The following is a 21,405-nucleotide window of genomic DNA, read 5'->3' as shown; positions in this document are numbered from 1 at the left end:
ACCTTTTCCCCACTTTCTGACGGCCTCAGGAAACCAGTTCTGGTTTGACTGATCGAGTCTGTACCGGTGCATTTTCGCTGTTGAGATATTTGTTCGCTTTGGCGATGCCGCGTTTGCGTAACGGGTTTTCGATCAGACGATAGTTGGCTTCGCAAAGTACCACGATGAGTACGATGGCGGTTGCCAGGAATCGTACAGTGTCCGAGCCGTTAAACTGTGCCTCGGGCCCTTCGATACGGAACCAGATTTCGCGTGTGGCCCAAAAGACAGGGTTGTGAATCAGATAGATCGCAAAAGAGCGAGTACCAATGTAAGCGAGAACTTTGCGGTACGTTCCCGACGGGAAAAGGTAGCCTGCGTTATAAGAGCCAACCCATACCAGAATCACACACATGATGCTGACCAGAGTAAACACGAACGGCACCACACCACCGTACGCAGGGATCATCAGAATGCAGAGCACCAGGAAGGGCGCCGCCACATACTTCATGATGCCATTCTTGAGAAAGGTAGGCTGGATAAGATGATATGTTTTGGTGTTCTGGAATATGGCGAGGCCTACACCCAGTAGAATGCCGTCAACCCTGCTGAACAATACATAAGTCATTGGTGTGATCATGTAGTACATGATGGCGGTGGCCAGCAGAATCACCCCGGTCAGAATTGAGATCCAACGAATTCTCAGAAAGAAGAGGAAAGGAAATAGAAAGTAAAATTGCTCTTCCAGGGAAACACTCCAATAAATTGAGTTGTTTCCACATAACTTGTCACCCAGCGTGTGGACATAGCAGCTTGCGAAGTGGAAGTTGGACAAGCTTAATACGATTGACAGGGCGTCAAACAAGTTTGCCTTCAGTGCGCCAAAGATTCCGGATTGGTTAAAGAAAACGGAGCACACGCAAACAACCGCAATCCATAACCACGCGGATGGCAGGATTCTGTAGGCGCGACGAATGTAAAAGGAAACTACTTCTTTCACAAAACGTGTTTTGTCTTCGCGTCTGGCGGTGGAATAAAATGTCTTGTAAAACGCGTTGGCAATCACGTAGCCGGAAATACAAAAAAAGATGTCAACCCCGGCCCACAACCCTAGCGTTATCTGGCCAATTGTCGGATTCCAGTAGAGTAGATTCCCCATATGGCCCAGAACTGGTAGAAATACGGCGATGGCGCGAAGCGCCTCGATTTCATGGTTTTTTTTATTCGCTGACATGGATGTCATGTGTAAACCTGTGGGGTTGATTTTCAGAATCGGTGTTTCTCTTTCGCGTGAAAATGACGCAAAAACCACGCCTCTGTTTTCAAGAGGTATGCTGCACGTCCGTTAGGGGCGTGTCGTCCGAGAGTTTCCCTTTTTATTTCTGCCCGATGAAGGCGTTTCAAAATGAGAGTGCTTTAATAGCATCATGCTCGTAATGTTAAAACGCCTGTCTCCGGGCGCGCGATGCTATCACTGACTTATCCTCTCGTCGTTTTTTTCTGTGATGGCACACCCGACCTACGTACAATGAATTTTACCGGACCAGACAAGGGAGCAGGCAGATTGGGACAGGGGTATATGGATAGACTACGCATGTTTTTGCTGGAACTGCCGCGTCGACAGAAGCGGTTGATTCAGGTGCTGACAGACGTTGTTCTCGTTTGGATTGCCCTGTGGATGGCATTCATCGTGCGCTTGGGGATTGACGAGATGATCAATCCTTTCAAAGTCCATTTCTGGCTTTTCATTTGTGCTCCCGTAGTCGCTATCCCCCTGTTCATTCGATTCGGGATGTACCGGGCGGTCATGCGGTATTTTGGCAACGATGCGCTCGTCGCTATTATCAAGGCGGTCAGCCTTTCGTCGTTGATCCTGGCGCTGGTGGTTTACTGGTACAGCAACCACGAGGCCGTCGTCCCGCGCTCCATTATTTTCAACTACTGGTGGCTCAGCCTCGTGATCATCGGCGGCTTGCGTCTATGCATGCGCCAGTATTTCATGGGCGATTGGTTTACCGCTGCGCAGCATGTCCCCTTCACCAGTCGCGATGATGGCTTGACCAAGGTAGCGATCTACGGTGCCGGCGTGGCGGGCAATCAGTTAGTAGCCGCGTTGCGGATGGGCCGGGTGATGCGCCCGGTCGCGTTTATCGATGACGACTCCAGTATTGCCGATCGTTCTATCTCCGGGCTGCAGGTCTATAAGCCCAAGCATATTCAGCAGATGATCGATGTGACCGGTGCCCAGGAAATCCTCTTGGCGTTGCCGTCTTCGACGCGAGCCAGACGCCGGGAGATTCTTAATTTGCTGGAAGGTTACCCGCTGCATGTGCGCAGCGTGCCGAATTTCACCGATCTGGCCAGTGGTCGTGTGAAGGTCGAGGACATTCAGGAAGTCGACATCGCCGATTTGCTGGGGCGCGATGCAGTACCGGCGCAGCCTGATTTGCTTGAACGCTGTATTAAAGGCAAGACGGTCATGGTGACCGGGGCGGGTGGTTCGATTGGCTCTGAGCTTTGTCGTCAGATTTTCTCTTTAAGACCGACCACGCTACTGTTGTTTGAACACAGTGAGTTCAACCTTTACAGCATTCTCTCGGAATTGGAGCAGCGTGGTATTCGTGAGTCGGTTTCGATCAAGTTGTTGCCAATCCTTGGCTCCATCCGTCACCAGCACAAGCTTCTCGATGTCATGAAGACCTGGCGCGTGGACACCGTCTACCACGCCGCCGCCTACAAGCATGTCCCTATGGTGGAGCACAACATAGCCGAAGGCGTGCTGAACAATGTGATCGGAACGCTCAACACGGCCCAGGCGGCATTGCAGTCGGGTGTTTCCAACTTTGTGTTGATCTCCACTGACAAGGCTGTCCGCCCTACAAATGTGATGGGTAGCACCAAGCGTCTTGCCGAGTTGACCCTTCAGGCACTGAGCCGTGAAATTGCCCCTGTCCTGTTCGGCGATAAGGCAAACGTGTCACGCGTCAACAAAACGCGCTTTACGATGGTTCGTTTCGGCAATGTGCTGGGGTCGTCGGGGTCAGTCATCCCGCTGTTCCACCGCCAGATCAAAACCGGTGGCCCGTTGACGGTTACCCATCCGAAGATCACTCGTTATTTCATGACGATTCCCGAAGCTGCCCAGCTGGTGATCCAGGCCGGCTCCATGGGACAAGGCGGCGATGTGTTTGTACTGGACATGGGCGAGCCGGTAAAAATTGTCGAGCTGGCAGAGAAGATGATCCACCTGTCTGGCTTGAGCATCCGGTCAGAAAGGAATCCCCAAGGCGATATCTCCATTGAGTTTACGGGCCTGCGTCCAGGCGAGAAACTGTACGAGGAGTTGCTGATCGGCGATAACGTATCGGCCACCCAGCATCCAATGATCATGAGTGCCAATGAAGACCACCTGCCATGGGACGTCCTCAAAGGGCGCTTGACCGAACTGCTGGTTGCCGTAGAACAGGACGACTATTCCCGTGTCCGCCAGCTCCTGCGCGAAACCGTCAGCGGCTATACCCCTGATGGCGAAATCGTCGACTGGATCTACCAGCAACGCCGTCTCGAACCCTGATTGTTTCACATCCTGCAATAGACACATTTTTGACAGTTCCACCACATCGCCTAAGTTTGGAGAGCAGCTTCGGAAAAGCTGCTTTCTCAAACGATGTCATGGAGCTTCAATTATGCGTACTGGCTATTTCTACTCCCTGGTTTTTGCCCTGCTTACCAGCGCTTCTGTTGCCACCATTGCCGCGCCTGCGGCAAAACCGGAAGCTGTCACCCCTCCGTTGGTACTGGACGTTTCCGCCAAGGCGCAATCTGGCAAAGTCGATCTCAATGAAGCCGATGCCCCGACACTGCAGCGTGAGCTGGCCGGCATCGGTGAGGCCAAAGCCAAGGCGATTGTTGCTTATCGTGAGAGTAATGGGCCATTCTCATCCGTAGATGAACTGTTGGAAGTGAAGGGGATAGGTAAAGCGATCCTGGACAAGAACCGCGAAAAACTTCAAGTGAACTAAGCTTGTAACTCAACGCCAGAGGCCGGTCATTGACCGGCCTTTTTTACATTCTGGCGACTGTGGTGGCGGGGAGCATTTCATTGCTCAGTAAAAAATTATGTCTATCATATTGCTCTTAAATTATGCCTATAATCCATTTGTCATGCGCCACGACGTGCTGGCATTTAGACGCTAACTTCCCTCAAGCCTCTCCCAGGAGCACAGTCATGACTTCTCCCCAGTCCCAAGGTACGGCCCTCGTCACCGGAGCGTCTTCCGGTATCGGTGCGATTTACGCTGAGCGGTTGGCAGCGCGTGGTTTTGATTTGCTTTTGGTGGCTCGCGATGAGCAGAGGCTAGAGGCTGCGGCGAGTAAATTGCGCGCCGAACATGGCGTTCAGGTGGAGGTGCTCAAGGCAGACCTGACGCAAAAGGATGATGTGTTGAAGATCGAGCAGCGTCTTCGCAGCGATTCAAGTATCAGCCTGTTGCTGAATAACGCTGGCGTCGCGGCGGATGGGCTGCTGGCGAATGCCGATATGGAACAGCTGGAGAAGTTGATTCAACTGAATGTCACCACGGTCACTCGATTGGCATCGGCGGCAGCCGCCAGTTTTGCCAAGGCAGGTCGGGGGGCGATCATCAATATCGCGTCGGTGGTGGCCTTGTTTCCAGAGCGCTTCAATGCGACCTACAGCGCCAGTAAAGCTTATGTGTTAAGCCTGACACAGTCCCTGAATGCCGAACTGGACGGGACCGGGGTCAAGGTTCAGGCCGTGTTGCCCGGCGTTACGCGTACCGAGATCTGGGAACGTTCAGGTATCGACGCTAGCCAGATTCCGGCGGACATGGTCATGGAAGCAAGTGAAATGGTCGATGCCGCCTTGTCGGGGCTGGACCAGGGTGAATTGATCACTATTCCTTCGTTGCCAAACGCGTCCGAGTGGGACGACTTTGTAAAGGCTCGCCTGGTAATGGCGCCCAATCTTTCCAAAAGTAAGGCCGCCGCACGTTACAAATGAGGCACCTTCCATCGGCTTGAGGTAATAACGGCATGAGTGATCGTCGAGTAGTTGTAACCGGCATGGGCCTGGTGTCTCCGCTGGGTAGCGGTGTGGAGACTGTCTGGGAGCGTCTGCTGGCTGGGCGTTCGGGATTACGAAATTTGCCGGACGAGGTGGTCGCCGATCTGCCGGCGAAGGTCGGCGGAGTGGTGCCGACGTTGGCGGAGGATGCCGAGGCGGGTTTTGACCCGGATCGAGCGACCCCCCAAAGAGCAGAAGAAGATGGACCGCTTCATTCTGTTTGCCATGGAGGCCGCGCGCCAGGCGTTGGAGCAAGCCGGTTGGCAAGCGCTGGAAGCACAAGCTCAGGAACGCACGGCCACTATTATCGGTTCGGGTGTCGGTGGGTTCGGTGCCATTGCCGATGCGGTGCGTACCACCGACAGTCGTGGTCCACGACGATTGTCGCCCTTCACCATTCCTTCGTTTCTGGTCAACCTCGCGGCGGGACATGTGTCGATCCAGCACGGATTCAAGGGCCCGCTGGGCGCCCCGGTGACGGCATGTGCGGCCGGGGTGCAAGCGATCGGTGATGCCGCTCGGTTGATTCGTTGTGGTGAAGCGGACATTGCCGTGTGTGGCGGCGCCGAGGCTTCGATTGATCGGGTCAGTCTGGCCGGGTTCGCGGCGGCGCGGGCCTTGTCCAGCGGTTACAACGACACCCCGGAGCGCGCTTCCCGGCCGTTCGACAGTGGGCGTGACGGCTTTGTGATGGGCGAGGGCGCGGGCCTTCTGGTGATTGAATCGCTGGAGCATGCCTTGGCTCGCGGGGCGCAGCCAATAGCCGAGTTAGTCGGCTACGGCACCAGTGCCGACGCCTTTCACCTGACAGCAGGCCCCGAAGATGGCAATGGTGCGCGCCGAGCGATGTCGCTGGCGTTGGCGCAGGCCGGGATTTCACCGTCTCAGGTGCAGCATCTCAATGCACACGCAACTTCGACGCCGGTTGGCGATCTCGGCGAGTTGGCCGCGATCAAATCGTTGTTCGGTTCTGACAATAAGGTGGCGGTGACATCGACCAAGTCGGCGACGGGGCATTTGCTCGGTGCGGCCGGTGGGATTGAGGCGATTTTCACGTTATTGGCGATTCGCGATCAAATCGTGCCGGCCACCCTGAATTTCGAGAATCCGGACCCGGCGGCTCAAGGCGTGGACATCGTCCATGGTCAGGCGCGGCCAATGGCGATCGAGTATGCGTTGTCCAACGGTTTCGGGTTTGGCGGAGTCAACGCCAGTGTGCTGTTCAAGCGCTGGCAGGGTTAATCCTGTGATCGCTTGAGGTAGGCGCGAGTCACGTCGAGGATCCGCTGAGCCAGTTCCGGATTCTCGACACTACGCGATAGCAGAAGCGCCCCGACCAGCGTCGACATGATGACAATGCTGTGGTCGGCGGCGTCATCTCGGTCCAGGGTTCCCTGGATTTGATCGAGCCGGGCGTGGAGCACCACATCACTGGTCGGGCTCGGCTGCCCGCGCAAGCCAAGTTCCGACGACATGGTTGGCAACGGGCAACCTTCTTGAGGTGAGGTCTGGTGCCATTCAGATAAGTAAGCGTCGATGAAGGCGTCCAGCGGGCGATCCTGGGCAAACAGCTCGGCACATTTGACGTCGACCTGATCGCCAGCGGCCTGGAGCGCCTTTTCCACCAGTTCGTCTTTCGATTTGAAGTGCGAATAAAAACCGCCGTGAGTCAACCCCAGCGCTTTCATGAGTGGTTGCAGGCCAGTCGCACCAATACCGTCACGACGAAATCGCGCCGAAGCTTCCTTGATGATGCGTTTGTGGGTCTGGGCTTTATGGTCCTGCGAGTAACGCATGTGAAATCTCCGCAACAATGCGCCATCTTAACCAATGAAAATTGAATGGTGACTGTACTTCTACTTCTAAAAAGCATGCAGATGCGTCCAACTCCGTCCTGAGTGCGACAAAAACATGGCATGAATAGTGATTACTCGGTAACTGGAGATTGTTGAACAATCAAGGGCGAAGAGCATGAGCAACGGACAGTCCCTGGCCGACCAGATCACATTGGAATTGCGCGCCGACATCATTGGCGGTCGTTTGCTACCCGGCATGGCATTGGTCGAAAACGATCTTGTGCTTGCCTACAGCGCGTCCCGCAACACGATCCGCGAAGCCTTGCATCGGTTGGGGCAGGAAGGGTTGACCGTGTATGTACGCAACAAAGGTGTGAGGGTGCGCAGGCTCGGTGTCAAGGATGTGGTGGACCTGTTCAAGGTCCGTCGCACTCTGGAGTTACAGGCCATCAACGTCAGTCAGCCGTTGGGCGATGACCAGTCCGACCAAATGCTCCTGGCCCTTGAAGCTACTGAATTGGCCAGGGAGCGCGAGGACTGGCGTGCGGTCGGCACCCACAGCCTGGCGTTTCATCAACACATTGTCGGGTTGTTGCGCAGTCCACTATTCGATGAGTTCTTCACCAACGTTGTCGCGCAATTGCGCCTGGTGTTTTTCGTCGCCCCCGATGAGTCGCGTTTTCAATCACCTTTGGCTTGCGCGTGACCAGCAGATCCATCAATTGTTGGCCGAAGGCGACCAGCGTGCGGCGATGGAGGCCATGAGCCTTTATCTCGACGACTCCGAACACCTCCTGTTGCAAATGCTTGCCTCTTCATCCCATCACTGATCGAGGACTCGTGCCATGTACAAAGACTATCCGGCGGCCTATCAAGTCAGCAAAGGCTCGGCACTGCAGGTGGACAAGCCGTTCTACGAACGGATTCGTGACGCAAAGGAGGGGCGCACACTGATTGAGCAGTTCGAAGTACCCATCCGCACCGGCCGCGCCTGGAACGTGCCGGCAGGGCATGTGTTTCGGGTGACCACACCGGTGGGCCCGCAAGTGGGAGACTTCAATGTGTGGAATGCACACGACCCACGGGAGCGCTTGTGGGCGGCGCGAACCCGTCAATTGCAAGGTGCCCACGTCAGCACCCATGACCGGCTCTGGTCGAACCTGCCTTTTTTGCGCCCTTTGGTGACCATTACCGACGACAGCCTGGCCAGTTATGGCATCGACGAACATGGCGGGCGCTTGCACGATTTACTCGGCACCCGCTGCGATCCTTATGTGAACAAAATGCTCACTGGCGAGGACTTTCATCATCACTGCCACTCCAACCTGACCCGCGCCGTGTTGCCCCATGGCCTGACCGAGTTCGACGTGCACGACGTGCTGAATATTTTCCAGTGCACGGGCCTGAACCACGACGACCTGTACTTCATGAAAGCCTGTCCGGCGCAGAAGGGCGATTATCTGGAGTTTTTTGCCGAGATCGATTTGCTGTGCGCACTCTCGACCTGCCCCGGCGGTGACCTGTCGCTGGCCATGTGGGGGCCGGATGCGCAGGATCCGCTGACCGTGTGCCGGCCACTGGGCGTGGAGATTTATCGGTTGGAGGATTCGTTGTTGCAAGGCTGGAGCCAGCCGGAGCGTGCGGCCTACAAGGGGCTGCATGGCTTGCACATCGCCAAGGCCGATTGGGAGCAGTAGGCACGTAAAACCCTGTCATTCACTGAGAATGACAGGGTTTTTGGTTTAACGGTCCTGCGCTTCCTTGGCATCCATTTCCGCATTGCGTTCAGCGACGCGTTTACGTTGTTCGTCGCTCAGTTCGACCTTGTTGGCGGTGTCGCGCAACATCATCAATCCGCCAACGATCGAGCCGATGGCAACGATCAGAATCAACCAGGCATACCAGGGCATAGGGCTCTCCTTGAGGGCAGGCCGATTGGCGGAGATCGTCAATCGATCGTGCATACCACTTTGAGCGATGAGGTTTCGCCGTGGTTCCATTCTATGCCTGATCTGGCCAGTGCACCTGCGCCGTTTATAGCCCGGTCAACATGGCGTCCGCCGGTGCATCCGCGCGCAACTGCGCGGTCATCAGGAAGTACACGAAACCCACCGCCATGAAGCCGAGGAAAATCAGCCCGATCAAGGTGTTGAACCAGGCCATCGCCACCAGGCAGACCACTGCCAGCAACAACGCGATCATCGGCACCAGCGGATAGCACGGCGCGCGGAAAGTGCGTTCCAGGTTCGGTTCGGTTTTACGCAACTTGAACAGGCTGAGCATGCTCATGATGTACATCACGATCGCGCCGAACACCGCCATGGTGATCATCGCCGCGGTCAGCGTCATGCCACCGAGGTTGATCAGGCCATCGCTGTAAATCGCGGCGATTCCGATCACGCCGCCCACGATAATGGCTCGATGCGGGGTCTGGAAACGCGACAGTTTGGCCAGGGAGGCCGGCAGATAACCGGCCCGGGCCAACGCGAAGAACTGCCGCGAGTAGCCGAGAATGATCCCGTGGAAACTGGCCACCAGGCCGAACAGGCCGATCCACACCAGCATGTGCAACCACCCGGAGCTTTCGCCGACCACGGTTTTCATGGCTTGCGGCAGTGGATCGTTGATGTTCGACAGGGTGCGCCAGTCACCCACGCCGCCAGCAAAGAACATCACGCCCATGGCCAGCAATACCAGGGTCAGAATGCCGCTGATGTAGGCTTTTGGAATCGTGCGTTTCGGGTCCTTGGCTTCTTCGGCCGCCATGGCCGCGCCTTCGATGGCGAGAAAGAACCAGATGGCGAAAGGGATTGCCGCGAACATCCCGGCTATTGCCGGGGCGCCAAACACGTCGGAACCGGCCCAGCCATTCAACGCGAAGTTACTGAAGCTGAACGCCGGGGCGACCACACCCATGAACACCAGCAGTTCTGCCACGGCCAATACGCAGACGACCAGCTCGAAGGTGGCCGCGAGCTTCACCCCGAGAATGTTCAGGCCCATGAACACAATGTACGCGCCGACCGCTGCGTGCTTAGGGTCCAGGGCCGGGAATTGCACGTTCAGATACGCACCAATCGCCAAGGCAATCGCTGGCGGCGCGAAGACGAATTCGATCAGCGTCGCCAGCCCGGCGATCAATCCGCCTTTTTCACCAAAGGCGCGACGACTGTAGGCAAACGGGCCGCCGGCATGGGGAATCGCCGTGGTCAGTTCGGTGAAGCTGAAGATGAAGCAGGTGTACATGGTGGCGACCATAAAAGAAGTCACCAGAAAGCCCAATGTCCCCGCCACGCCCCAGCCGTAACTCCAGCCAAAGTACTCGCCGGAAATCACCAGCCCGACGGCAATGCCCCACAGGTGCAACGTGCCCAGCGTGGGTTTGAGTTGTGTGTTCATGCGCTTGCTCCCTGAACGGTTTGGAATGCTCGGGGGAGGGCGTGTGCAGCGGGCGTGCCAGTGTTGTGATTGCAGTCGTAAAGCGCAAAAAGGTGTCGTATCGGGGATGTTCGCAGCTGGATGGGGGCATTTTTATGCGCTAGTTGGGTGCGATGTTGTTAGAACTGCCGCCATCGCGGGCAAGCCCGGCTCCCACAGGATTTGTGCCAACCGCATCATCTGTTTCCACCGCTGAACCTGTGGGAGCCGGGCTTGCCCGCGATGAGGCCCGTCGAGACACCGAAAAAACGGCCTGTAACAAACCCATAAACCCACTCTTTACGCTTTCTTTATGCCCCGCACACACCCTCGATCTCGTTCCTTTACAGCCTTCCTTCCGACAATGACTCCACACGCGGCAATACGCCGTAACACGGAGAACTTCCATGAGCGTTCTGGACGGAGTGTCACTGCTACTGGCAGTGGGGCTGTTCATTTATCTGTTGGTTGCGCTGTTGCGCGCGGACCGGAACTAGGAGCGGCTATGCACAGTTATGACTATTGGCTGATCCTCGCGTTTTTCGCGGTGGTATTGGTCCCGGCGCCGTTTCTAGGGCGCTTCTACTACAAGGTAATGGAAGGTCAGCGCACGTGGCTGACACCGATTCTCGGGCCGGTGGAGCGCGGCTGTTATCGCGTGGCCGGCGTTGATCCGCAGGCTGAACAGAGCTGGCAGAAATACACGCTGGCCTTGCTCGCCTTCAATCTTGCGGGCTTCTTGCTGTTGTTTGCGATCCTGTTGTTCCAGGATCACCTGCCGCTGAACCCGCAAAACCTGCCGGGTCAGGAGTGGACATTGGCGTTCAACACCGCCATCAGCTTCATGACCAACACCAACTGGCAGGCCTACAGCGGTGAAGCGTCCCTGAGTTACTTGAGTCAGATGGCCGGCCTCACCGTGCAGAACTTCGTCAGCGCCGCCACCGGCCTGGCGGTATTGGTTGCGCTGTGTCGCGGTATTGGTCGCAAGTCGACCAAGACCCTGGGCAACTTCTGGGTCGACATGACCCGCGCCACCCTCTACGGCTTGTTGCCGCTGTGCCTGCTGCTGGCGCTGTACCTGGTCTGGCAGGGCGTGCCGCAAACCTTCGCTCAGTACGTGAATGCCGTGACGATGCAAGGTGTCGATCAGGTGATCCCACTCGGTCCTGCCGCCAGCCAGATTGCGATCAAGCAACTGGGCACCAACGGTGGCGGCTTCTTCGGCGTCAACTCGGCGCACCCGTTCGAGAACCCGACGGCGTGGAGCAACTTGTTCGAAGTGGGCTCGATCATCCTGATCCCGGTCGCGCTGGTATTCACCTTCGGCCACTACGTCAAAGACTTGCGTCAGAGCCGCGCGATCATCGCCTGCATGCTGGCCCTGTTCCTGATTGGCGGCGCGACTTCGCTGTGGGCCGAGTACCAACCTAACCCTGCGCTGAACAACGTCGCCGTCGAACAGACCGCGCCGCTGGAAGGCAAGGAAGCGCGTTTCGGCACTACCGCCACAGTGCTGTGGTCAGTGACCACCACGGCGGCGTCCAACGGTTCGGTCAACGGCATGCATGACAGCCTTAACCCGCTGAGCGGCATGGTCGCGCTGGTCAACATGATGGTCGGCGAAGTGATCTTCGGCGGTGTCGGCGCTGGCCTCTACGGCATGTTGCTGAACGTGTTGATCGCGGTGTTCCTCGCCGGCCTGATGATCGGGCGCACGCCGGAATACCTCGGCAAGAAACTGCAAGCCAAAGAAGTGCAGTTGCTGGTGGTGACGTTGCTGGTGATGCCGGTCGGCGTGCTGGTGCTCGGCGCGATTGCGGCGAGCCTGCCCGGTCCTGTCGCCGCCGTCAGCAACCCCGGTCCGCACGGTTTCAGCCAATTGCTTTACGCCTACACCTCGGCCAGCGCCAACAACGGTTCTGCGTTCGGTGGCTTCGGCGCCAACACCCCGTTCCACAACCTGATGCTGGGGCTTGGCATGTTGATCGGTCGCTTCGGTTACATCCTCCCGGTACTGGCCCTGGCCGGCAGCCTGGCGATGAAGAAATCCGCACCGATCGGCCCGAACAGCTTCCCGACCCATGGCCCGCTGTTTGTGACGTTGTTGACCGTGACCATTTTGCTCGTGGGTGGTTTGACCTTCTTGCCGACGTTGGCGCTGGGTCCGATTGCCGAACACTTGAGCTTGGGCTTCTGAGGAATCAATGATGAATATGCCCGCAACTAAAGCCGCTGCCGTCAAGGCGCCGGAACAACCGAAAACCGCAATCTCGGCCCTCTGGCGGCCGGCGCTGGTGCAAGCCTTCGTCAAGCTCGACCCACGCCAATTGCAGCGTGCGCCGGTGATGCTGGTGGTCGAACTGACGGCCATCCTGACCACTGTGCTGTGCTTCATTCCCGACAGCAGCGTGCCGACCTTTGTCGCCGCGCAAATCGCCTTGTGGCTGTGGTTCACCGTGCTATTCGCCAACTTCGCCGAAGCCTTGGCCGAAGGTCGCGGCAAGGCCCGCGCCGACAGCCTCAAGGCCGGCAGCGAAGGCTTGAGCGCCCGTCGTAAAACCAGCAACGGCACATTCCAGGTCGTGCCGGCCACGAATCTGCGCAAGGGCGATGTGGTGCGCGTCGAAGCGGGGGAAATGATCCCCGGTGACGGCGAGGTCATTGAAGGCATCGCGGCAGTCAACGAAGCGGCGATTACCGGTGAATCCGCACCGGTGATTCGTGAGTCCGGGGGTGACCGCTCGGCCGTCACCGGCAACACTCGCCTGGTGTCCGACTGGTTGCTGGTGAAGATCACTGCCAACCCCGGCGAGTCGACGCTGGACCGTATGATCGCGTTGGTCGAAGGCGCCAAACGCCAGAAGACACCCAACGAAGTCGCGCTCGATATTTTGCTGATCGGCCTGACCCTGATCTTTCTGCTGGTGGTCGTCACCCTGCAACCGTTCGCCCACTTTGCCAATGGCAGCCTGCCGCTGGTATTCCTCGTGGCGTTATTGGTCACGCTGATCCCGACCACCATTGGCGGTTTGCTGTCCGCCATCGGCATCGCCGGGATGGACCGTCTGGTGCGCTTGAACGTGATCGCCAAGTCCGGTCGGGCCGTGGAAGCGGCGGGGGACGTGCACGTCCTGTTGCTGGACAAGACCGGCACCATCACCTTCGGCAACCGTCGTTGCACGGCGGTGCATCCGGCACCGGGTGTCAACGCCAGGGAACTGGCCGAGGGCGCGTTGTTCGCCTCGCTGGCCGATGACACGGCCGAAGGTAAATCCATCGTCGAGTACCTGCGCGGCACTCAGCCTCAACCTGAACCCGCCACCGAATTGCTGACGGCCGTACCGTTCAGCGCTGAAACCCGCTTGTCCGGTGTCGACTATCAGGGCCGCGTGTATCGCAAGGGCGCGGTGGATTCGCTGCTGGCGTTCCTCGGTCTGAAACGCGCCGACCTGGCCGCGCCGCTGTCCCGGGAAATCGACAAAATCGCGCAGAGCGGCGGCACCCCGTTGCTGGTCTGTGCCGACGGTAAATTGCTCGGGGTGATTCACCTCAAAGACGTGGTTAAACCCGGCATCCGTGAGCGTTTCGCCGAGCTGCGCAAACTGGGGATTCGCACGGTCATGGTGACCGGCGACAACCCGCTGACCGCCGCCGCGATTGCCGCCGAAGCAGGCGTCGATGACGTGTTGGCCGAAGCCACACCGGAGAAAAACTCGCGCGAATCCGCCATGAGCAAAACGACGGTCGCCTGGTCGCCATGTGCGGTGACGGTGCCAACGACGCCCCGGCCTTGGCCCAGGCGGACGTTGGTATGGCGATGAACGACGGCACACAAGCGGCGCGCGAAGCGGCGAATATGGTCGACCTCGACAGCGACCCGACCAAGCTGCTGGACGTGGTGCAGATCGGCATGGAATTGCTGGTGACGCGCGGTGCGCTGACGACGTTTTCCATTGCCAACGACGTGGCCAAATACTTCGCGATTTTGCCGGCGCTGTTTGCCTCGATCTATCCGCAACTGGGTGTGCTGAACGTCATGCACCTGACCAGTCCGCAGAGCGCGATTCTGTCGGCCATCGTATTCAACGCCCTGATCATCGTGGTGCTGATTCCTCTGGCATTGCGCGGCGTACGCGTGCAGGCGGCCAGTGCGGCGGCGTTGCTGCGACGCAATCTGCTGATTTATGGGCTGGGCGGGATCGTGGTGCCGTTCGTGGGCATCAAGGCGATCGACATGCTGCTGACGGCGTTGCATCTGGTTTGACCGTGGCGAGCGCTTCGCGCTCGATCGCGAGCAAGCCTTGCACCTGCGACGCCAACCCGTAGGAGCAAAGCTTGCTCGCGATGAATGCACCTCGGTGCACCTGACTGAACGTTGTATTTGTTCTGCGAATTCGAGGATTTTGAAATGACCACAATGATACGTCCGGCCTTGAGCCTGCTGGTGCTGATGACCCTGATTGCCGGCGTTGCCTACCCATTGGTTGTCACCGGCGTCGCGCAGGTCGCGTTCCCGGATCAAGCCAATGGCAGTCTGGTGCGCGATGCCGACGGCAAGGTCCGGGGTTCGTCGCTGATTGCCCAGGACTTTGTCGGTGACGCCTGGTTCCACCCGCGTCCATCGGCCGGTGCCTTTGCCACGGTGTCGAGCGGCGCCAGCAACCTGTCGCCGAGCAATCCGGCGCTGGCCACTCGGGTGATCGACGAGGCCAACAAGCTTCTGGTGCCAGGGCAGGGACCCGTACCGTTGGCCTTGTTGACCACCTCGGGCAGCGGCCTCGATCCGCACTTGCCACCGGCCGCGATTGCCTATCAACTGGCGCGAGTTGCCGCAGCGCGTAATCTGCCGGTGTCTACGCTGCAACAATTGTTGGACGCGCACATTGAACAGCCGTTGGTGGGGCCGCCGGTGGTGAACGTGTTGGCGCTGAATATTGCGCTGGAAAAGTTGTAAATCGGTGGCGCTGTCAATCGCAGGCAAGCCCGCTCCCACATTGGAATGTATACCCTTTTTGTGGGAGCGGGCTTGCCCGCGATGACGGTAGAAAGGTCACCCCATCAACACCTGAATAAAGAGAGCAAGCATGAGTGACTCCGGCCGCGCCGACCGTGCTGTTAGCAGACCTGCCCCGCGATGGTCGAGGCCGGCTCAAGGTCTTCCTCGGCGCCGCGCCCGGGGTCGGCAAAACCTACGCCATGCTGCAAGCGGCACACACTCAATTGCGCCAGGGTGTGAAGGTCATGGCCGGTGTGGTCGAAACCCATGGCCGCGCCGAAACCGAAGCGCTGCTCGGCGGTTTGCCGCAGCAGCCGTTGGTGCGCTCGGAATACCGTGGGGTGATGCTCGAAGAAATGGACCTCGACGGTTTGCTCGCTGCCAAACCGAAACTGGTGCTGGTCGATGAGCTGGCCCACAGCAACGCCCCCGGCAGCCGCCATACCAAACGCTGGCAAGACATTCAGGAATTGCTCGCCGCCGGCATCGATGTCTTCACCACGGTCAACGTCCAGCACCTCGAAAGTCTCAATGACCAGGTCCGTGGCATCACCGGCGTACAGGTTCGTGAAACCCTGCCGGACTGGGTGCTGCAAGAGGCCTACGAACTGCTGCTGATCGACCTGCCTCCGCGCGAGCTGCTTGAGCGCTTGCGTGACGGCAAAGTCTACGTGCCGGAGCAGGCGCGAGCGGCCATCGATGCGTTTTTTACCCAGACCAACCTGACCGCCCTGCGCGAAATGGCGATGCAAACCGCCGCCGCCCAGGTCGACAACGACCTGGCCCAGGGTTATCGCCAACTCGGTCAGGCGGCGCCAGCGGTGCGTGGGCGATTATTGGTCGGCGTCGATGGCGATGCACAGGCCGAGCGCCTGGTGCGCCACGCCAGCCGCGTTGCCCAGCGCCGGCATTTACCGTGGAGCCTGGTGCATGTCGACAACGGCAGCGTGCGCGACGAGCAATCGCGCCTGCGTCTGCAAAGCGCCCAGCAATTGGCCGAACGCCTCGGGGGCGAGGTGGTGTTGTTGCGGGCAGGCGAGGTCGCAAAAACGCTGATCCAGCACGCCGCCGAACGCCGCGCCAGCCTGGTGTTGGTTGGCCAGTCCCGGCAACGTTTACGTCGGCGGTTGTTCGGCGGCGGCTTGGCGTCACGCCTGCTGCGTGATGCGCGCGGGCTGGAAATCAACGTCCTCGACAGTGCTCACACACCGCATCAGCCGCGCCAGCGGTCGGCGCAGACGCTGGTGTGGTTCGACTACGCGCTGGCGATGGTGGCGACGGTGTTGGCCAGCGCCTTGGCCTGGGGTGTGGCGAGTGTTTTGCCGCTGCCCAATATCTCGCTGGTGTTTCTCGCCGCCGTATTGCTGGTGGCGGTGCGCAGCAGCCTCGGCCCGGCGCTGGCCTGTGCGGCGCTGTCGTTTTTGACCTATGACTTCCTGTTCATACCACCGAACTTTTCCTTCAGCATCCAGCGCGAAGAAGACGTGCTGACGTTGCTGTTCTTCCTGTTGATGGCGGCGCTTACCGGCAACCTCGCGGCCCGGCAACGGCGGCAATTGCAGGCGCTGCGTGACACTCAGGAAGAGACCACCGAACTGCTCGACCTGTCGCGCAAGCTGACCGCCGCCACTGACCGCCAAGCCGTGGTCAGTGCCGCCGCACAACACCTCAATGGCTGGAGTGATCTGCAATTGTGCCTGCTCAATCAAGACGGGCAGGGTGGCTGGAAAGTTGAAACCGGCGGCCCGCTGGAGTTTTCCGAAGCCGAGCGCGCGGCCGCCGATTGGGCCTGGCAGCACGATCAACCCGCCGGTGCAGGCACCGGAACATTGCCAATGGGGCGTTGGTGGTGGTGGCCGTTGTCGGTGGAAGACGGGCCGTTGGCGTTGCTCGGCGTGTGCGCCAAAGAAGGCCAGACTTTAAGTGGCCAACGTCGGCGTTTGTTGACCGCGTTGAGCCAGCCGCTGGCGCAGGCGCTGGCCCGTGCGCAACTGGCCGAGGACCTCGAAGCGGCGCGACTGCATGGCGAAACCGAGCAACTGCGCAGTGCGCTGTTGGCCTCGGTGTCCCACGATTTGCGCACACCGCTGACGTCCATGCGCGGTAGCATCGACAGCCTGTTGGCCCTCGGTGAAGCCATTCCACTGGAGGATCGCCAGGAATTGCTCGAAGGCACCCGCGACGAAGCCGAGCGCCTGGATCGCTATATCCAGAACTTGCTGGACATGACCCGCCTCGGTCACGGCGCGCTGAAACTGGCGCGCGATTGGGTGTCACCGGCCGACATTGTCGGCAGTTCGCTCAATCGACTGCGCGCAGTGCTGACGCCATTGCAGGTCAGCACTGAAGTGCCGGCAGAGTTGCCATTGCTGTTCGTCCACGCGGCGCTGATCGAACAGGCACTGGTCAACGTATTGGAAAACGCTGCACGATTTTCACCGGCGCATGGGCGTTTGCAGTTGCGCGCCGGGGCCGACGACAGTGAGCTGTTTTTCTCGGTGAGTGATGAAGGGCCGGGGATTCCGCAGGAAGAGCGGGCGAAGATTTTCGACATGTTCTACACCGCCGCGCGCGGTGATCGGGGCGGGCAGGGCACCGGGCTGGGGCTGGCGATTTGTCAGGGGATGGTGGGAGCGCATGGTGGGCGCATCAGCGTCGGCGATGGCATCGATGGGCGTGGGACCTGCATCACCCTTCACTTGCCGTTGCAGGAACAGCCTGCATTTGAGGGTGAGCGATGAAAGTGAAGCCTGATACCCTTTGGACATCTTCACGCCGTGATCAGAAACCATGAGCCAGACCGCGACCATTTTGGTCATCGACGATGAGCCGCAAATCCGTAAATTCCTGCGTATCAGCCTGGTCTCCCAAGGCTATAAAGTGCTGGAAGCCGGCACCGGCACCGAAGGCCTGGCGCAAGCCGCGCTGAACAAACCGGACTTGCTGGTACTCGACCTCGGTCTGCCCGACATGGACGGCCAGCAAGTGCTGCGCGAGTTTCGCGAATGGTCGACAGTGCCGGTGCTGGTGCTGTCGGTACGCGCCAGTGAAGGGCAGAAAGTCGAGGCACTGGATGGCGGTGCCAATGACTACGTGACCAAGCCGTTTGGTATTCAAGAGTTTCTGGCACGGGTGCGCGCCTTGTTGCGTCAGGCACCGGTCGGGGAGGCTCAGCAAGCGGCGTTGACGTTCGGCCCGTTGACCGTAGACCTGGCGTATCGACGGGTGCTGCTCGATGGCAGCGAAGTCGCGTTGACCCGCAAGGAGTACGCAGTGCTGGCGCAGCTGGCGCGACATCCGGGGCGGGTGATTACGCAGCAGCAGTTACTCAAGGATATCTGGGGGCCGACCCATACCGAGGACAGTCATTACCTGCGGATTGTGGTGGGGCATTTACGCCAGAAGCTGGCGGATGATCCAACACAACCGCGGTTTATCGTGACCGAGGCGGGGGTTGGGTATCGGTTGCTTGATACCTGATCGCTGATCGTTCCCACGCAGCGCGTGAGAACAATCCTCAGAATCTCAGGGCTCGCGCTCATTCTCATAGCGGTCCAGCGTATCCCGCGCAATCTCCCGTCCCAGCGCGATCAGCTCCGGCGCCTTGTAGAACTCGAAAAACCGGCAGACCCGCTTCGGCACGTTGATCAGAATATCCGGCGGGTAACCGGCGATCTTGTACTGCGCCAGCGACGTTTGCATCACCTCGAAACTCTGGTTGATCAGGTCAAGCAGCGAGGCGGGGCCGACGTTGTCGATGATGAATGAGCCGGTGGCCGATTTCGGCGCACCGTCGCGTTCAGGGGCCGCGGCCGGTTGCTGCGCTGCGGGCTCGGCAGATTCGACCCAAGGGGTTGATCTCGGCCGCTTCTGCCATCAGAGCTTCCTTCTCCAGCAGCAGCAATTGTTCGGCCTGTTTGCGGCGGAAGGGCAATTTGGAACCCAGCGAATTGATCAAGCTGTCGAAGCGGGTCTTGAACGCCGCCGGGCGCTGAATGACCGGCAGTTGATAATGGCGCTGGTTGGTGGAGTTGAGATTGACCGCGATGATCAGGTCGCAATGACTCGACACCACCGGCACGATCGGTAAAGGGTTGAGAATGCCGCCATCGACCAGCATCCGGTTGCCCTGCATCACCGGGGTGAAGAGGCTGGGGATCGCCGCCGAGGCGCGCATGGCCTGGTGCAGGCAGCCTTCCTGGAACCAGATTTCCTGCTGGTTGGTCAGGTCCGTGGCCACGGCCGTGTAAGGAATGCGCAGGTCTTCGATATTGATCTCGCCGACGATCTTGCGGATCTGCCCGAAGACCTTCTCACCGCGAATCGCGCCAAGCCGAAAGCTGACGTCCACCAGGCGCAACACATCGAGGTAATCCAGGCTTTCGATCCAGTTGCGATACTCGTCAAGTTTGCCAGCGGCATAAATCCCGCCGACCACCGCGCCCATGGAACAACCGGCGATGCAGGCGATGTCGTAGCCACGCCGTTCGATCTCTTCAATGACACCGATATGGGCATAGCCTCGGGCTCCACCTGAGCCCAGTACCAGTGCGATACGCTTTTTCATGAATCGCCCTCGTCTGACAAGGTTCAACAATGCACCCATTGAAGGGCGGGCTTCAATCGCCAAGGTCGCTCGATGGGCCGGGCGCGTCGTTTTTTCGACACTCCGTGGCGGCACATGGCTATTCTTCGCACGCTATAGTTTTGTTTGCCTTGTGTGGCCAAGGCACTTTTCACGTGCCGGACCGTCATACCTGCACGACTGTTGACCTATCTTGAGGTGGTATTGATGAAAGCCTGGATTTGCGTACCTTTGATTGCATTGGCGCTCGCCGGTTGTGCCGGTAAAACGGCTTACCGCGAAAGCTGTGGAAGCCAGATCGATGCGGCGTGGCATGAGCTAGACTTGGCCAAGGCCGAAGGTTTCGCCGGGACCGTCAGCTACTCCAAGGCTCTGTCGTTGCTGACCGGTGCCAAGACCCAGCAACAATTCGAAGCTTACGAAGGCTGTGCCAGCAAGGCCCAGAAAGCACGGTTCTATATTCGTGAGTCTCGTGCCGGCCGTTGAAGGCATGACGTAGGCAAGAGGGGAAGTTCGACTCAGGGAGCAAGCGATGTCTGATTTGGTTGATCGGTTGGTGGCTCATGTCCTGGGCCTTGAAGTCCGCTTGTTGGCCTGTCAGGCACGCTTGAGTGCTCGCACTGACCCTGAAGCGTTACACGACCTGCGCACCACGGTTCGCCATTTGCGCAGCCTGTTGCGACCCTTGCGTGGGCTGCCCGGCGTCGAGCAGGTAGAGGCAGCGGCGGCGCGGGTCGGCGAACTGACCACGCCGTTGCGCGATCGTGAAGTACTGGCGGCCTATTTGCTTGAACACGGTCAATCCGAAGCCGCACATTGGCGGTTGGCGCAAATGGTCGAGGCTTATCCGGCGGTGGCGGTCAGCCCCGAGCTGGCGCAGTTGCTGATGATTTTCGACGCCTTTCCGCGTTTTTACGCGCGTCCCAGCGTCAGGGTTTGCTCAAGGGTTTGCGCAAGCGCATCGAAAAACGCTTGGGCAAACAGTGGAAGAAACTGGACGTGGCGTTGCACGATCCGGCCCATGACCGACACCGTTTGCGCCTGTTGATCAAGCGTGTGCGCTATGGCATCGAAGCCTATCCCGAGCTCGACCGTTTGCCGAAGTCCGCGTTGTCCCGATTGAAGTCGGCGCAGAGTGCCTTGGGTGATTGGCACGACAGCTGGCAATGGCTGGCCAGGGCGCAAGAGGAAGCTGATTTGCAGCCGTGTGTCGCCGTCTGGAAAACCACCTTGGCCGAGGCCGAAAGCCGCGCCGATCGCGTTCTCGACAAACTAAGCGCCCGCTGTTTCAAATCCTGAAAGCACAACCGATCAAAAATGTGGGAGCGGGCTTGCCCGCGATGGCGGCAGCACAGACACCTTAATAGTGACTGTCAGACCGCTATCGCGGGCAAGCCCGCTCCCACATTTGTTTTGTGTTGGGTGTGCAATCCGTGTTCGCACCAGTCACGGCCCTTCTGTCAGTGCTTTTGGCCGGAATAAGTGCTGTATCCACGTCGCTGGCTGGTTAAGATCCTCTCTACTTTTTTCCGTCTCTGAGGTT

Annotated in this window: 13 protein-coding genes and 6 pseudogenes; 14 read left to right on the top strand and 5 right to left on the bottom strand. The window is 58.9% G+C overall.

Features of this window, described 5'->3' with window-relative positions; all coding sequences use genetic code 11:
- Positions 1–25: 25 nt before the first annotated feature.
- Positions 26–1,291, bottom strand: a complete 1,266-nt coding sequence (locus AB4N76_RS05520) for an acyltransferase family protein (protein ID WP_460164246.1) — start codon at positions 1,289–1,291, stop codon at positions 26–28.
- A 267-nt stretch (positions 1,292–1,558) separates the two neighbouring features.
- Between AB4N76_RS05520 and AB4N76_RS05515 the strand changes: the two genes are divergently transcribed.
- The 4 genes and pseudogenes from AB4N76_RS05515 (at position 1,559) to fabF (ending at position 6,307) form a co-directional block, all read left to right on the top strand.
- Entirely contained in the window at positions 1,559–3,553 is a 1,995-nt protein-coding gene (locus AB4N76_RS05515) for a polysaccharide biosynthesis protein (RefSeq protein WP_046031769.1), read from the top strand.
- 112 nt (positions 3,554–3,665) lie between these two features.
- A complete protein-coding gene (locus AB4N76_RS05510) occupies positions 3,666–4,001 on the top strand; it encodes a ComEA family DNA-binding protein (protein ID WP_046031770.1) in 336 nt (111 codons plus the stop codon).
- A gap of 206 nt (positions 4,002–4,207) precedes the next feature.
- Positions 4,208–5,002 carry an SDR family NAD(P)-dependent oxidoreductase gene (locus tag AB4N76_RS05505; RefSeq protein ID WP_046031771.1) on the top strand — a complete coding sequence of 265 codons (795 nt, stop codon included), beginning with the start codon at positions 4,208–4,210 and terminating at the stop codon, positions 5,000–5,002.
- 32 nt (positions 5,003–5,034) lie between these two features.
- Positions 5,035–6,307, top strand: a pseudogene (gene fabF / locus AB4N76_RS05500) (beta-ketoacyl-ACP synthase II).
- On the opposite strand, the gene AB4N76_RS05495 reads toward fabF, so the two are convergent.
- On the bottom strand, positions 6,304–6,861 hold the full coding sequence (locus AB4N76_RS05495; RefSeq protein ID WP_077431588.1) for a TetR/AcrR family transcriptional regulator: 558 nt from the start codon (positions 6,859–6,861) through the stop codon (positions 6,304–6,306). The pseudogene fabF and the gene AB4N76_RS05495 sit on opposite strands and share 4 nt — an antisense overlap.
- Positions 6,862–7,036: 175 nt before the next feature.
- Between AB4N76_RS05495 and AB4N76_RS05490 the strand changes: the two are divergent.
- Together AB4N76_RS05490 and AB4N76_RS05485 are read left to right on the top strand one after the other, a co-directional pair.
- Positions 7,037–7,691: pseudogene (locus AB4N76_RS05490) on the top strand (GntR family transcriptional regulator).
- Between the two features lie 15 nt (positions 7,692–7,706).
- Positions 7,707–8,558: an urea carboxylase-associated family protein gene (locus tag AB4N76_RS05485; protein ID WP_046031775.1), complete on the top strand. Its 852-nt coding sequence runs from the start codon at positions 7,707–7,709 to the stop codon at positions 8,556–8,558.
- Positions 8,559–8,603: 45 nt separating this feature from the next.
- Here the strand turns inward: AB4N76_RS05485 and AB4N76_RS05480 are convergent, their stop codons facing one another.
- Together AB4N76_RS05480 and eat are read right to left on the bottom strand one after the other, a co-directional pair.
- Entirely contained in the window at positions 8,604–8,771 is a 168-nt protein-coding gene (locus AB4N76_RS05480) for a DUF2897 family protein (RefSeq protein ID WP_077431589.1), read from the bottom strand.
- A 124-nt stretch (positions 8,772–8,895) separates the two neighbouring features.
- Positions 8,896–10,260 (bottom strand): ethanolamine permease, encoded by a 1,365-nt coding sequence (gene eat / locus AB4N76_RS05475; protein ID WP_077431590.1) that lies wholly within the window; start codon positions 10,258–10,260, stop codon positions 8,896–8,898.
- A gap of 425 nt (positions 10,261–10,685) precedes the next feature.
- Between eat and kdpF the strand changes: the two genes are divergently transcribed.
- From kdpF to AB4N76_RS05445, 6 genes and pseudogenes are all read left to right on the top strand, one after another.
- Complete coding sequence (gene kdpF / locus AB4N76_RS05470) at positions 10,686–10,775, top strand: K(+)-transporting ATPase subunit F (protein WP_007899818.1); 90 nt, start codon at positions 10,686–10,688, stop codon at positions 10,773–10,775.
- Between the two features lie 8 nt (positions 10,776–10,783).
- Complete coding sequence (gene kdpA / locus AB4N76_RS05465; RefSeq protein ID WP_223522758.1) at positions 10,784–12,478, top strand: potassium-transporting ATPase subunit KdpA; 1,695 nt, start codon at positions 10,784–10,786, stop codon at positions 12,476–12,478.
- Between the two features lie 10 nt (positions 12,479–12,488).
- Positions 12,489–14,545, top strand: a pseudogene (kdpB, locus tag AB4N76_RS05460) (potassium-transporting ATPase subunit KdpB).
- A 144-nt stretch (positions 14,546–14,689) separates the two neighbouring features.
- Positions 14,690–15,235 carry a potassium-transporting ATPase subunit KdpC gene (kdpC, locus tag AB4N76_RS05455; RefSeq protein ID WP_460164245.1) on the top strand — a complete coding sequence of 182 codons (546 nt, stop codon included), beginning with the start codon at positions 14,690–14,692 and terminating at the stop codon, positions 15,233–15,235.
- 130 nt (positions 15,236–15,365) lie between these two features.
- Positions 15,366–18,018, top strand: a pseudogene (locus tag AB4N76_RS05450) (DUF4118 domain-containing protein).
- A gap of 49 nt (positions 18,019–18,067) precedes the next feature.
- Complete coding sequence (locus AB4N76_RS05445; protein ID WP_046031781.1) at positions 18,068–18,757, top strand: response regulator; 690 nt, start codon at positions 18,068–18,070, stop codon at positions 18,755–18,757.
- 45 nt (positions 18,758–18,802) lie between these two features.
- On the opposite strand, the pseudogene AB4N76_RS05440 reads toward AB4N76_RS05445, so the two are convergent.
- Positions 18,803–19,844, bottom strand: a pseudogene (locus AB4N76_RS05440) (patatin-like phospholipase family protein).
- Positions 19,845–20,069: 225 nt separating this feature from the next.
- Here AB4N76_RS05440 and AB4N76_RS05435 point away from each other — a divergent pair.
- Entirely contained in the window at positions 20,070–20,348 is a 279-nt protein-coding gene (locus tag AB4N76_RS05435; RefSeq protein WP_046031783.1) for a hypothetical protein, read from the top strand.
- A gap of 46 nt (positions 20,349–20,394) precedes the next feature.
- Positions 20,395–21,161: pseudogene (locus tag AB4N76_RS05430) on the top strand (CHAD domain-containing protein).
- The last annotated feature ends 244 nt before the right edge of the window (positions 21,162–21,405 follow it).

Source organism: Pseudomonas sp. S2_F03, assembly GCF_054668335.1.
This window is presented reverse-complemented; position numbering and strand designations above follow the sequence as displayed.

Excerpts from the sequence above, each read along its gene's own strand:
- AB4N76_RS05515 (WP_046031769.1), top strand. The coding sequence starts at position 1,559 with ATGGATAGACTACGCATGTTTTTGCTGGAACTGCCGCGTCGACAGAAG.
- AB4N76_RS05510 (WP_046031770.1), top strand. The coding sequence starts at position 3,666 with ATGCGTACTGGCTATTTCTACTCCCTGGTTTTTGCCCTGCTTACCAGC.
- AB4N76_RS05505 (WP_046031771.1), top strand. The coding sequence starts at position 4,208 with ATGACTTCTCCCCAGTCCCAAGGTACGGCCCTCGTCACCGGAGCGTCT.
- AB4N76_RS05495 (WP_077431588.1), bottom strand. The coding sequence starts at position 6,861 with ATGCGTTACTCGCAGGACCATAAAGCCCAGACCCACAAACGCATCATC.
- AB4N76_RS05485 (WP_046031775.1), top strand. The coding sequence starts at position 7,707 with ATGTACAAAGACTATCCGGCGGCCTATCAAGTCAGCAAAGGCTCGGCA.
- AB4N76_RS05480 (WP_077431589.1), bottom strand. The coding sequence starts at position 8,771 with ATGCCCTGGTATGCCTGGTTGATTCTGATCGTTGCCATCGGCTCGATC.
- eat (WP_077431590.1), bottom strand. The coding sequence starts at position 10,260 with ATGAACACACAACTCAAACCCACGCTGGGCACGTTGCACCTGTGGGGC.
- kdpF (WP_007899818.1), top strand. The coding sequence starts at position 10,686 with ATGAGCGTTCTGGACGGAGTGTCACTGCTACTGGCAGTGGGGCTGTTC.
- kdpA (WP_223522758.1), top strand. The coding sequence starts at position 10,784 with ATGCACAGTTATGACTATTGGCTGATCCTCGCGTTTTTCGCGGTGGTA.
- kdpC (WP_460164245.1), top strand. The coding sequence starts at position 14,690 with ATGACCACAATGATACGTCCGGCCTTGAGCCTGCTGGTGCTGATGACC.
- AB4N76_RS05445 (WP_046031781.1), top strand. The coding sequence starts at position 18,068 with ATGAGCCAGACCGCGACCATTTTGGTCATCGACGATGAGCCGCAAATC.
- AB4N76_RS05435 (WP_046031783.1), top strand. The coding sequence starts at position 20,070 with ATGAAAGCCTGGATTTGCGTACCTTTGATTGCATTGGCGCTCGCCGGT.